The organism is Thioclava sp. DLFJ4-1, from assembly GCF_002020145.1.
Lineage (GTDB): Bacteria > Pseudomonadota > Alphaproteobacteria > Rhodobacterales > Rhodobacteraceae > Thioclava > Thioclava sediminum.
The window spans coordinates 296,424-308,315 of the sequence record NZ_MPZT01000005.1 but is presented as its reverse complement, the minus strand read 5'-3'; the positions used below and the strand labels follow the sequence as shown (position 1 = coordinate 308,315).

General features: G+C 64.6%; 12 protein-coding genes. 11 read left to right on the top strand and 1 reads right to left on the bottom strand.

Annotated elements, in window-relative coordinates; genetic code table 11:
* The first annotated feature begins 136 nt into the window (after window positions 1-136).
* The 3 genes from motA (at window position 137) to BMI85_RS16845 (ending at window position 1,917) form a co-directional block, all read left to right on the top strand.
* Window positions 137-1,006, top strand: a complete 870-nt coding sequence (gene motA / locus BMI85_RS16855) for a flagellar motor stator protein MotA (RefSeq protein ID WP_078545191.1) — start codon at window positions 137-139, stop codon at window positions 1,004-1,006.
* Window positions 1,007-1,013: 7 nt separating this feature from the next.
* Window positions 1,014-1,445 carry a flagellar export protein FliJ gene (locus BMI85_RS16850; RefSeq protein WP_078602093.1) on the top strand — a complete coding sequence of 144 codons (432 nt, stop codon included), beginning with the start codon at window positions 1,014-1,016 and terminating at the stop codon, window positions 1,443-1,445.
* A gap of 79 nt (window positions 1,446-1,524) precedes the next feature.
* The gene (locus BMI85_RS16845) at window positions 1,525-1,917 is read left to right on the top strand and encodes a DUF805 domain-containing protein (protein WP_078602092.1); all 393 of its coding nucleotides are present in this window, start codon (window positions 1,525-1,527) and stop codon (window positions 1,915-1,917) included.
* A 62-nt stretch (window positions 1,918-1,979) separates the two neighbouring features.
* Here BMI85_RS16845 and ileS read toward each other — a convergent pair whose 3' ends face one another.
* Window positions 1,980-4,964, bottom strand: coding sequence for an isoleucine--tRNA ligase (gene ileS, locus BMI85_RS16840; RefSeq protein WP_078602091.1), 2,985 nt, complete (start codon window positions 4,962-4,964; stop codon window positions 1,980-1,982).
* A gap of 411 nt (window positions 4,965-5,375) precedes the next feature.
* Here ileS and BMI85_RS16835 point away from each other — a divergent pair, with 411 nt between their 5' ends.
* The 8 genes from BMI85_RS16835 to ybgF all read left to right on the top strand — a co-directional run bounded on the left by BMI85_RS16835 (window position 5,376) and on the right by ybgF (window position 11,888).
* Entirely contained in the window at window positions 5,376-6,071 is a 696-nt protein-coding gene (locus BMI85_RS16835; protein ID WP_244176581.1) for a hypothetical protein, read from the top strand.
* Window positions 6,061-6,462 (top strand): tol-pal system-associated acyl-CoA thioesterase, encoded by a 402-nt coding sequence (gene ybgC / locus BMI85_RS16830; RefSeq protein ID WP_078521933.1) that lies wholly within the window; start codon window positions 6,061-6,063, stop codon window positions 6,460-6,462. Before BMI85_RS16835 ends, ybgC begins: the two co-directional genes overlap by 11 nt.
* Window positions 6,463-6,577: 115 nt before the next feature.
* Window positions 6,578-7,273: a protein TolQ gene (gene tolQ / locus BMI85_RS16825; protein ID WP_078521931.1), complete on the top strand. Its 696-nt coding sequence runs from the start codon at window positions 6,578-6,580 to the stop codon at window positions 7,271-7,273.
* A gap of 2 nt (window positions 7,274-7,275) precedes the next feature.
* The gene (tolR, locus tag BMI85_RS16820; RefSeq protein ID WP_078540251.1) at window positions 7,276-7,755 is read left to right on the top strand and encodes a protein TolR; all 480 of its coding nucleotides are present in this window, start codon (window positions 7,276-7,278) and stop codon (window positions 7,753-7,755) included.
* Between the two features lie 19 nt (window positions 7,756-7,774).
* Window positions 7,775-9,019 (top strand): cell envelope biogenesis protein TolA, encoded by a 1,245-nt coding sequence (locus BMI85_RS16810; RefSeq protein ID WP_168174808.1) that lies wholly within the window; start codon window positions 7,775-7,777, stop codon window positions 9,017-9,019.
* A 138-nt stretch (window positions 9,020-9,157) separates the two neighbouring features.
* Window positions 9,158-10,444 carry a Tol-Pal system beta propeller repeat protein TolB gene (gene tolB, locus BMI85_RS16805; protein WP_244176580.1) on the top strand — a complete coding sequence of 429 codons (1,287 nt, stop codon included), beginning with the start codon at window positions 9,158-9,160 and terminating at the stop codon, window positions 10,442-10,444.
* A 71-nt stretch (window positions 10,445-10,515) separates the two neighbouring features.
* The gene (gene pal, locus BMI85_RS16800) at window positions 10,516-11,049 is read left to right on the top strand and encodes a peptidoglycan-associated lipoprotein Pal (RefSeq protein ID WP_078602088.1); all 534 of its coding nucleotides are present in this window, start codon (window positions 10,516-10,518) and stop codon (window positions 11,047-11,049) included.
* Between the two features lie 5 nt (window positions 11,050-11,054).
* Window positions 11,055-11,888, top strand: coding sequence for a tol-pal system protein YbgF (gene ybgF / locus BMI85_RS16795; RefSeq protein WP_348638981.1), 834 nt, complete (start codon window positions 11,055-11,057; stop codon window positions 11,886-11,888).
* Window positions 11,889-11,892 lie beyond the last annotated feature (4 nt).

Below are 11,892 nucleotides of genomic sequence, written 5' to 3'. Positions count from 1 at the left end.
TATGCTTAATATTGTTCGCGCGATTGGCATTTATACTTGACTTAACGGGAGCGTCACCGGAGATTTAGCAAGAATTCCAGGAAACGGCGGCTGCCGGTGAAAGACCGCAGGGCGCGAAACACACGGACAAAGAACAATGACGATCATCCTTGGCCTGTTGGCCGTCGTGGGCCTCGTGTTCGGCGGCTTCCTTCTCTCCGGCGGCAGCATGGACGTTCTCATTCACGCTCTGCCCTTCGAGGGGATGATGATCGGCGGCGCGGCCTTGGGCTCTTTCCTGATCGCGAACTCGTTCAGCATGATCCGCCGCTCGGGGCGCGGGCTTGTGAAAGTGATGAAGGGCAGCCAGTGGAAGACCGCGGATTACACCGATCTGCTCAATCTTCTGTTCGAACTGTCGCGGCTGTATCGCAACAAGGGGATCATCGCGCTCGACTCGCATATCGAATCCCCGGAAGAGAGCGAGATCTTCGGTCGCTATCCGCGCATCCTGAAGGACCATTTTGCGATCCAGCTGATTACCGACAGTTTCCGGATGCTGGCGATGAACTTCGATGACAAATACCAGACCGAGGATGTCATCAACCGCAAGCTCAAGAAGCATCACCGCGAGGTCATGGCGCCGGCCTCGGCGCTGCAGACCGTCTCTGACGCGCTTCCTGCCATCGGCATCATCGCGGCCGTTCTGGGCGTGATCAAAACGATGGGCGCGATCGACCAGCCGCCGGAAATTCTGGGCGGCATGATCGGCGGTGCGCTCGTCGGTACCTTCCTCGGCGTGTTCCTTGCCTATTGCTTCGTGCAGCCGATGTCCGGGCGTCTGCGCCAGATCGAGGAAGAGGATTCCGCGTTCTATGCCGTGATCCGCGATATCTTCGTGGCGCTGGTGAGTGACCACCCGCCGAATATCTGCATCGAGATCGGTCGCGGCAGCATCCCCACCGTCTATCAGCCCGATTTCTACGCCGTCGAACAGGCGCAGAAAGAGCTGCCACAGGCGGCGTAAACAGGCGATGGCGCGCAACCGGATCGCGGCTCTTGAGGTGATCGGGCGGCTGCGCAGGCGCGAGCTCGAAGAGCAGGCTGGCGAGCTATCGAAACTGAACGCGCAGGTCGCGCGGCTGGAAGGCGAACGCGATACGCTGACGGAGCGCGCCAGGGCCGAGCTTCACGTCACCTCGCCCGAGACCGCGCCCTATGCGGCCGGGTTTCGCGAGGCGGTGCGCGAGACGGTCTCGTGGCTCGATCAGGAAATCGGCACGCTGAACGAGCGCCGCGTGCCGCTGGAAGACCGGATGCGAGAGCTGTTTCGAGAGGCGAAGACCTACGACACGCTTCTCGACCGCGCCCGCGCCGAACGCGCGGCGGAGCTGGCAAAGCGCGAGCAGGCGCAGGTCGAAGAGCGCACGCTGCAGCGCTGGCTGCGCGACAGGGATGCGGTCTGAATCTGCATTGAGGCTGGCGTCGAGAGCGACCCTGCGGCTAAGCTTTCCCTACGGCACATAAACAGAGGGAGACGCTCCGATGGAGTTCAGCGACGCAATCCGCAAATGTTTCTCGAACTACGTGACCTTCACGGGCCGCGCGGCCCGGCCCGAATTCTGGTGGTTCGTTCTGTTCATCTTTCTCGGCAACATCGTCTTCGGCATCTTGGACCGTATCCTTTTCGGTCCGATGATGATGCGGCACGACGCGTCGCTGCTCGGCGGGATCTTCTCTCTCGTCGTGTTCCTTCCAGCGCTCGCGGTGCTGGTGCGGCGGCTGCACGATCTCGACCGGACCGGCTGGTGGGCCCTGATCGCGCTGATCCCGGTGATCGGGACGTTGGTCCTGCTCTTCTTTACCGTCCAGCGCGGCTCCACGGGCGGCAACCGGTTCGGGCCTCCGGCTCTGCCGCCGCACCAGATGCCGTCGTGATATGACATGAAAAAGGGCACCCGCGCGGGGTGCCCTTCATTCTGTCTTTGGTAGCGGTCTGCTCAGTCCAGCGCCGCGTCGCACCGTTTGCAGGTGCCGGGATGCTTATGCGTGCCGACATCGGGCAGGATCTTCCAGCAGCGTTCGCATTTCTCGCCATCCGCCTTTTCGAAGACCACCGAGATGCCCGATACTTCGGGCAGACGGTACGCTTCCTGCGGGGCCGGATCGGCGGTCAGCGCGATATCCGAGGTGATGCAGAGATCCTCGAAGGGCACAGATTTCAGCGCCGCAAGAACGTCCGCATCCTCGACATGCACGACAGGTGCCGCCTCGAGCGAGGCCCCGATCACCTTGGCCGAGCGCTGCACTTCCAGCGCCGCCGTCACCACGCGACGGGCGCGGCGGATGCCGTCCCATTTCGCGGCAAGGCTCGCGTCGGCCCAAGCTTCGGGCGTCTCGGGGATGTCCTGCAGGTGCACCGAGGCGTCGTCGCCCGGGAAGCGCGACAGCCACACGTCTTCCATCGTGAAGACGAGGATCGGCGCGAGCCAGGTCGTCAGGCGATGGAACAGAAGATCGAGCACCGTGCGCGCCGAACGGCGACGCAGGCCGTCTTCCGGGTCGCAATAGAGCGCGTCCTTGCGGATGTCGAAATAGAAGGCCGACAGATCCACCGTGCAGAAGTTGAACAGCTGCTGGAACACGCCCTGGAAGTCGAACGCGTCATAGCCCTTGCGGACCTCCACATCGAGCTGCGCCAGACGATGCAGCACCCAGCGCTCCAGCTCCGGCATCTCCGCCGGATCGACGCGCTCGGCGTCGGAAAACCCGTCGAGATTGCCCAGCATGAAGCGCAGCGTGTTGCGCAGGCGGCGATAGCTGTCCGCGACGCCTTTCAGGATCTCCGGCCCGATGCGCTGATCCTCGGTGAAGTCGGTCTGCGCGACCCAGAGGCGAAGGATATCCGCGCCGTACTGCTTGATGACTTCCTCGGGCACGATCGTGTTGCCGAGCGATTTGGACATCTTCATGCCCTTCTCGTCGAGCGTGAACCCGTGCGTCACCACGTTGCGATAGGGCGCGCGGCCCTTCGTGGCGCAGGCCTGCAGCAGCGAGGAGTGGAACCAGCCGCGGTGCTGATCGGTGCCTTCGAGATAGACATCGGCGATGCCATCCTCGGCCCCGTCCGCGCGGTCGCGCAGCACGAAGGCATGGGTGGAGCCGCTGTCGAACCACACGTCGAGCACGTCGAAGACCTGCTCGTAATCATCGGGGTTCACCAGACCTTCGAGAACCTTCGCTTTGAACCCGTCCTCATACCACGCATCCGCGCCCTCGGTCTCGAAGGCGGCGATGACGCGCGCATTGGCTTCGGCATTGCGCAGCAGGAAGTCCTCGTCGGTAGGCTTGGCGCCTTTCTTGACGAAGCAGGTCAGCGGCACGCCCCAGGCGCGCTGACGGCTCAGCACCCAGTCGGGACGGTTCTCGATCATCGAATGCAGGCGGTTCTTGCCCTTCTCGGGCGTGAAGGTCACCAGCTCCTCGATCGAGGTCAGCGCGCGCTTGCGGATCGTGTCGCCATAGGTGCCCATGCCATCGTCGAGCGTGTGGTCGATCGCGGCGAACCATTGCGGCGTGTTGCGATAGATCAGCGGCGCTTTCGAGCGCCAGCTATGCGGGTAGGAGTGCTTGATCTTGCCCTTGGCGAGAAGCGCACCGGCCCAAGCGAGCTGCTTGATGTTCGACACGTTCGCCGGGCCGTCCTTGCCGTCCGCCGCGACGATCGCCTCACCGCCGAACAGCGGCAGATCCTTGCGGTAGGTGCCGTCGGGCTCGACGTTGTAGGTCATCGGCAGGCCGAACTTGAGGCCCATCTGATAGTCGTCATCGCCGTGGCTCGGCGCGGTGTGCACGAAGCCCGTCCCCGCCTCGTCGGTCACGTGATCGCCCGGCAGGACCGGCACGTCGAAATCCCATTCGCCATTCGCGCCATCGACGCCTGCATAGGGGTGCGACAGGGTCAGCCCTTCCAGCTCCGCAGCCGACACATCGCGCACGCGGGTGAAGCTCTCGACCTTCGCCTGATCCATCACCGATTGCGCCAGCGCATCGGCCATCAGCAGCAGCTCGCCTTCCTCGGCGGTCGATTTCTCGCCCAGCGTATCGACCCGGTAAAGGCCGTAGGCGATGCTCGGATGGAAGGAGACGGCGCGGTTTTGCGGGATCGTCCAGGGCGTCGTGGTCCAGATCACGACGCTCGCCTCGTGGAGCTGATCGGCCAGCAGCGCCTGATCGGCCGCGTCATATTCGACCGCATCCTCGGTCGGCATCGCCGCGTTGCCGCCGCGGCGGACCTTGAAGCGCACCCAGATCGTGTGGCTGGTGTGGTCGTGATACTCGACCTCGGCCTCGGCCAGCGCGGTCTTCTCGACCGGCGACCACATCACGGGCTTGGAGCCCTGATAGAGCGTGCCGTTCATCAGGAACTTCATGAACTCCTCGGCGATCACCGCCTCGGCATGGTAGTTCATCGTGAGGTAAGGATCGGCCCAGTTGCCATAGACGCCGAGGCGCTTGAATTCCTCGCGCTGGATGTCGACCCAATTCTCGGCAAAGGCGCGGCATTCGCGGCGGAAGTCCACGACGTCGACCGCGTCCTTGTCGAGACCCTTGGCGCGGTACTGCTCTTCGATCTTCCACTCGATCGGCAGGCCGTGGCAATCCCAGCCCGGAACGTAGCGCGCATCGCGGCCCATCATCTGCTGCGAGCGGGTGATGAAGTCCTTCAGGATCTTGTTGAGCGCGTGACCGATATGGAGATGGCCATTCGCATAGGGAGGGCCGTCATGCAGCACGAAGCTCGGGCGGTTGTCCTTCGCGGCCTTCTCGCGCAGGCGGTCATAGACGCCGATCTTCTCCCAGCGTGCCAGCCAGTCGGGCTCGCGCATGGGCAGGCCCGCGCGCATCGGGAAGTCGGTTTTCGGCAGGAAGACGGTGCCACGATAATCGGGGGCGGTCGTCTCGGTGGTCTGGTCGGAACTCATGGAATTGTCGTCCTTGGGAAAGGGAAGGGCGTGCGCGCGCACGCCTCGGGGCTTGGCGCAATATCCCGGCTACCCTGACGCGTCAGAGCGCCGGGCAGGTAATTCGCGGATATGCAGCCAGCAAGAACATGCCGCCCTTATAGGCGTGCGACCGCAGGGCGGCAAGCGCAGATCAGGGAGCGCTGCCGCCCGTCACTTTGGGAGCGAGATGCCGAAGAAGAGGGGGCGCTGCCCCCACGCCCTGTCGGGCGCTCCCCCGGGATATTTGTGCCAAGCCGAAATAAGGCTGGAGGCAAGAGCCGGGGATGCGCGGCAGAGGGGTTGGCCCCTTTCCCCCTCCGTCGCGATCTCTTAGGGTCAGGGCGAAGCGAGGGAGGCAGCATGTCGGAACAGGCAGAGATCACGGGCGAAATGGTGGAGCAGCTCTTCCGGCGTTCCTCCGACGAGTATCTGTTCGCGCGCTGGGGGCGCCCGGTCGTTCCGGTGGTCTTCGGGGTCGAGGCTGCGACGCTGGCGACCGTGAAAGGCGCGGTCGAGGCGGTGGTCGCGCTGGCCGGGCACAAGATGGCCGAGACCGATCCCGAGCTTGGCGCGAACCTGATGATCTTCTTCTTCCGCGACTGGCAGGAATTGCTCGAGGTGCCCAATCTCGATCACCTGATCGATGGGCTGCAGGATCTGGTGATCCGGCTCGACGATCAGGGCGCGAACCAATATCGCGTCTTCCGCTTCGACAAGGACGGTGCGATCCGGGCCTGTTTCGCTTTCGTGCGGATGGATGCGGGGCTCGACGAGGTGCCCGCCGAGGTGATCGCGCTGAGCCAGGCGGTGCAGATGATCCTGCTATGGTCGGACAAGGCCTTCGTGAAACGCTCGCCGCTTGCGGTTGCGCGCGGGGTGACCGTGCTGCGCCCCGAGATCGCGGCGATCATTGCGGCGGGCTACGATCCGACGATGCCGGCGGTTGCCAAAGATCCGAGCCACGCGCTGCGCCTTGCCGCCCGCGCAGGTCTGCGTCAGGGCGAGGCCGCAGAGGCGGTGCGGGAATTGTCGCGCGAAGTGGGCGAGGCGGAGCCGGACGATCAGGAGAACGAGAATGGCGCATGAGTTTCCGATCCGGGTCTATTACGAGGACACTGATCTCGCGGGGATCGTCTATTACGCCAATTACCTGAAGTTCATCGAGCGCGGGCGGTCCGAATTCGTCCGCGCGCTGGGCGTGGATCAGGTCGCGCTGAAGGCCGATCACGGCGTGGTCTTCGCGGTGCGCCGGGTCGAGGCCGATTACCTGCGCCCCGCGAAATTCGACGACGAGCTGGTGGTCACGACCGATCTGGTGGCCGAAACGGGCGCGCGTTTCGTGATGGAGCAGACCGTGCAGCGCGACGGCGAAGTGCTGTTCACCGCGCAGGTCACCATCGTCTGTCTCAATGAGGCGGGCGCGGCTCAGCGGCTTCCCGCCGATATTCGCCGGAAACTGGCCCCGAAACTGCACTGAAAAGCGGCGGGGTTTCGCCGGTTACATTGTTGTTATGGCGTTCCCCTTACTGCTGATATAGAATCGCTGGTAATCAGAGGCCCGATAACGTGGCCCCAACCGGCGAGCAGTACCTATGGACCAATCTTCGCTTGCGATGGCGCAGGAGATCGACTTCTCCCTGCTTGCGCTCTTTCTGCGCGCATCGCTGACCGTCAAACTCGTGATGATCATTCTCGTGGTGGCCAGCTTCTGGTCCTGGGCGATCATCATCCGCAAATTCATCGCCTATCGCGCGGCGCGCTCCGAGGCGGAAGCCTTCGACCGGGCCTTCTGGTCGGGAGAGCCGCTCGATGAGCTGTTCGACCAGATCGGCCCCGCGCCCGAGGGTGCGAGCCAGAAAATCTTCGCCGCCGGCATGCTGGAATGGCGTCGGTCGCACCGTCAGGACGGCGCGCTGATCACCGGCGCGCAGGCGCGGATCGAACGCTCGATGGATGTCGCGATCCAGAAAGCCACCGAGAACCTCAATTACGGGCTGAATTTCCTTGCGACCGTGGGCTCGATCTCGCCCTTCGTGGGTCTGTTCGGCACGGTATGGGGGATCAAGGTCGCCTTCGAGGAGATCGCGATCTCGCAGAACACCTCGCTCGCCGTCGTGGCGCCCGGCATCTCGGAAGCGCTCGTCGCGACCGCGCTGGGCCTGCTCGCGGCGATCCCGGCGGTGATCTTCTACAACAAGCTGTCGTCCGATGCCGATCGCATCGCGGGCAACTACGAGGCCTTCGCGGACGAGTTCTCGACCATCCTGTCGCGCCAGTTGGATAGCTGATCATGGGCGCGGGTGTTGCAAAACGCGGATCGGGCGGATCGCGGCGCCGCAGGAGCGGGCGCGGGCGTCATGCCGCGATGAGCGAGATCAACGTCACGCCAATGGTCGACGTGATGCTGGTGCTGCTGGTGATCTTCATGGTCGCCGCGCCGATGATGACGGTGGGCGTGCCGCTGGAGCTGCCGAAAACCGCAGCCAAGGCCGTGCCGACAGAGCAGGAAACGCCGCTGACGATCTCGCTTCAGGCGGACGGGAAAGTCTCGTTGATGAACTCGGAAGTGCCGCAGGATCAGCTGATCGACCGTCTCAAGGCGATCTCGGCCGAGCGTAACAGCAACAAGGTGTTCCTGCGCGCGGATGGCAAGATTTCCTATTCTCAGGTGGTGCAGGTGATGGGCGCGCTCAACGGCGCGGGGTTCTCGAACATCACGCTCGTCACCGATACCGGAGGGCCGCAATTGACGGCGCCTGCGGGGAACTGAGCCCAGGGGGCAGCATCGCATGAACCGTGCGGACAAGATCGGTTACGGCCTGTCGGGCGCGCTGCATGTGGGCGTGCTCTTCTGGGTCATTGCAGGGGGGCAGTGGTTCTTCCCGAAGCCGAACGAGCCGGTGGTAATCAGTCAGGTCGCGGTGATGTCCGAGCAGGACTTCAACACGATGATGGCCTCGGCGCCGAAGGATGCGCCGCAGCCGACGCCGGATCCGGTTGCGCCCACGGCGCCCGATACACCTTCCGAGACGACACCGCCGCCCGAGACGCCCGCGCCCGAGCCGCAGGCCAAGCCGGAACCCGAGCCGCAGGCGATGCAGCAGCCCGATCCGGCCCCTGATGCGCAGCCCGACGTCTCGGCCCTGCAAGAGCCGACGCCGCCCGCCGAGGTGAGCGACACGCCGCCCGAAATCGTACCGCCGGTCGAGGAGCCCTCGCCGACGGTCACGCCCGATATCTCTCCCGTGCCGAAGCCGAAACAGGCGCCGCGCGTGGCGCCGACGCCTGCGCCCGAGCCGCCGCCCGAAGCGAAGGTCGATCCGCAGGCCCAGCCGCAAGAGGCCCCCAAACCCGCCGACACGCCCGATCAGCCGGTCGAGAAACCGAAAGAAGCGACCGCGCCGCCGGAAGCTTCGACCGAGATCGTGACCGAAGCGAACAAGACCGAGGACAAGCCGGAAAGCTCCGCGCCGCTGGCCTCGCCGCGTCCGAGCGCCAAGCCCAAGCCGCCTGCGCCGAAAGAGACGCAGACGGCCGCCGCGCCTGCCGAGAAGAAGCCCGCGGAGAAGAAACCCGCCGAGCCGAAACCGGCAGAGACCAAGCCCGCGCCGAGCGAGCCGAAGAAAGTCGACAGCGCCTCGGTCAACGATGCTCTAGCGGCAGCTTTGGGTGGCGAGGGCACGGGCGGCACCGGCTCTGCGCCGACGGGTCCGCCGATCACCGCGGGCGAGAAAGACGCGCTGATCGTCGACATCAAGCAGTGCTGGAACACCGGCGCGCTCAGCTCGGATGCGCTGCGCACCACGGTGACGCTCTCGGTCGACATGCAGCCCGACGGCCACCCGATCATCTCCTCGATCAAGCTGGTCGGGGCGACGGGCGGCACCGGCAACGCGGTCGATCAGGCCTTCGAGGCCGGGCGTCGCGCTATCGTTCTGTGCGGCTCGGACGGGTTCCCGCTGCCGCCGGAGAAATACGACCGCTGGAAAACGATCACCATCGACTTCAATCCCGAAAAAATGAGGATGAAATGACGGTGGATCGGCGAGTTTCCGCGCGGTGTCATGGGGTTGTGATGCACGATCGTGCCGCAGCGCGTTACAAACCGGGCAAGACCCGGAAAGGGAGTGTGTGACATGATGCGTTTCGTTCTCAGTTTGCTGGCGGCTGTGATGCTGGCACCCATCGCCGCAACCGCGCAGGATTCCGAACCGCTGCATATCGAGATCACCGATGGCGTGATCGAGCCGATGCCGTTCGCGATCGCGGGCTTCATCCCCGAAAGTTCCGAGGCCGCCGATATGGCGAGCCAGATCACGCAGGTGATCTCGAGCGACCTGACGGGAACGGGCCTGTTCCGCGAAATCCCGAAATCCGCCTATATCCAGAACGTGTCGAGCTTCGATACGCCGGTGAAATATTCCGACTGGCAGGCGATCAACGCGCAGGCGCTGGTCGTGGGCTCGGTCGGGATGCAGGGCGGCAAGGTGGTCGTGAAGTTCCGCCTCTTCGACGTGTTCTCCGGACAGCAGATGGGCGACGGGCAGCAGCTTGCAGCCTCGCCGGCAAGCTGGCGGCGTCTGGCGCACAAGGTCTCGGACGTGATCTATTCGCGCATCACGGGCGAGGGGCCCTATTTCGACAGCCGCGTGGTCTTCGTCTCGGAAAGCGGGCCGAAGGACAACCGCCAGAAACGGCTCGCCGTGATGGATTACGACGGCGCGAACGTGACCTATCTCACCGATGCCTCGACCATCGTGCTTGCGCCGCGCTTCTCGCGTGACGGCACCAAGGTGCTGTTCACCACCTTCGAGACCGGCTTCCCGCGCATCAAGATGCTCGACGTGGCCACCGCCTCGGCGCGGCTTCTGCCGGAAGTGCCCGGCACGATGACCTTCGCGCCGCGCTTCTCGCCCGATGGCACGAAGATCGTCTATTCGATGGAGCAGAACGGCAATACCGACCTGTGGATGATGAATATCAGCTCGGGCCAGACCCAGCGCCTGACGACCTCGCCTGCGATCGAAACCTCGCCCAGCTTCTCGCCCGACGGTTCGCGGATCGTGTTCGAATCCGACCGCTCGGGCACGCAGCAGCTCTACATCATGCCCGCGGGCGGCGGTGACGCGACGCGGATCAGCTTTGGCGACGGGCGCTATTCGACCCCCGTGTGGTCGCCGCGCGGCGACATGATCGCCTTCACCAAGCAAAATCAGGGCCGTTTCCATATCGGCGTGATGCGCACCGATGGCTCGGAGGAGCGTCTGCTGACCTCGTCCTTCCTCGACGAGGGGCCGACCTGGTCGCCCAATGGCCGCGTGATCATGTTCACCCGGGAGAGCCCTGGCGCCCAAGGGTCGGCCTCGCTCTATTCGGTCGACATCTCCGGGCGCAACCTGAAGAAAGTCTCCACGCCGGGCGCCGCATCGGACCCGGCCTGGTCGCCGCTTCTGCCCTGAGGGCGGATTAACAAGCGTTAGAGAAACTGGTAGGCTCGCCCGCAATGGGCAGATCAACAAAGGCGGAACCAATGAATTTTGCAGTGAAGGCCGTGTTGGCCATCTCGATGCTGGGCCTCGCGGCCTGTTCGAACCCCGATCAATACGGCTCCGGCGCGACCGGTCCCGGCGGCGCGCTCGGCCCGGGCGGCGCTGGCATGGACGGCGTCAGCCAAGGCGGGATCAACGACCCGAACTCGCCGGCCTATTTCAGCCAGACCATCGGGGACATGGTGCACTTCATGGTTGACCAGTCGACGCTGACCGACACCGCACGCGGCATCCTGACCCAGCAGGCAAGCTGGCTGGTGAGCCATCCGAGCTACACTGCAATCATCGAAGGCCATGCCGACGAGCAGGGCACCCGCGAATACAACCTCGCGCTCGGCGCGCGCCGTGCCTCGGCCGTGCAGGAATACCTGATCAGCCAAGGCGTTGCCGGCAACCGTCTGCGCACGGTTTCCTACGGTAAGGAACGCCCGCTGGCGATCTGCTCCACTGAGGAGTGCTACATGAAGAACCGTCGCGCCGTGACGGTGATCTCGCAATCGGCGGTCGGGAGCTGATCGCGATGCTGAGAGCTTTGCTTCTCGGTGCGGCTGTTCTGGCAGCCGCGCCCGCGCTGGCTCAGGACGCGAACCGCGCCCAGACGCTGGCTGACATCAAGACCGAGTTGGGGCAGCTTCAGACCGAAATCGGTAGCCTGCGTCAGGAGCTGCAAGCCTCGGGCCAGGCCGGTCTGCAGAAAGCGGGCGGCGATTCCGCTCTGCAGCGGATGGATTCGATGGAGCTGTCGCTGTCGCATATGACCGACCGCGTCGAAGAGCTGGAAAACAAGATCAACCGCGTCGTCGCCGATGGCACGAAGCGGATCGGCGATCTGAACTTCCGGGTCTGCGAAATGGAAGAGAATTGCGACATCTCGCAGCTGGGCAAGGCCAAGCCGCTGGGCGGCGATGCGCCGACCAATGCGCCCTCGGTCACTGGCCCCGCACCGGATTCGACGCCCGGTCCCGATCTCGCGATCAACGAGAAATCGGATTTCGAGGCGGGCAAGAAAGCCTTCGAGGATGGCGATTATGCCTCCGCAGCCGATCTTCTCGCGACCTTCCGGCAGACCTATCCCGGCTCCCCGTTGACCAGCGACGCGATGTATTATCGCGGCATGGCGCTGCAAAAGCAGGGCGATGAGGCGGGCGCTGCGCGGGCATGGCTCGACGGGTTCTCCGCCGATCCGAAAGGGTCGCGGGCGGCGGACAACCTGCTGTCGCTCGGCAAGGCTCTGGGCCAGCTTGGCCAGCAGAGCGAGGCCTGCACCACGCTGGGTCAGGTGAGCGCACGCTTCCCGGGTTCGTCGGCGGCGGGCGAGGCGCAGAGCGCGCAGCAATCGCTGGGATGCCAGTGAGCGC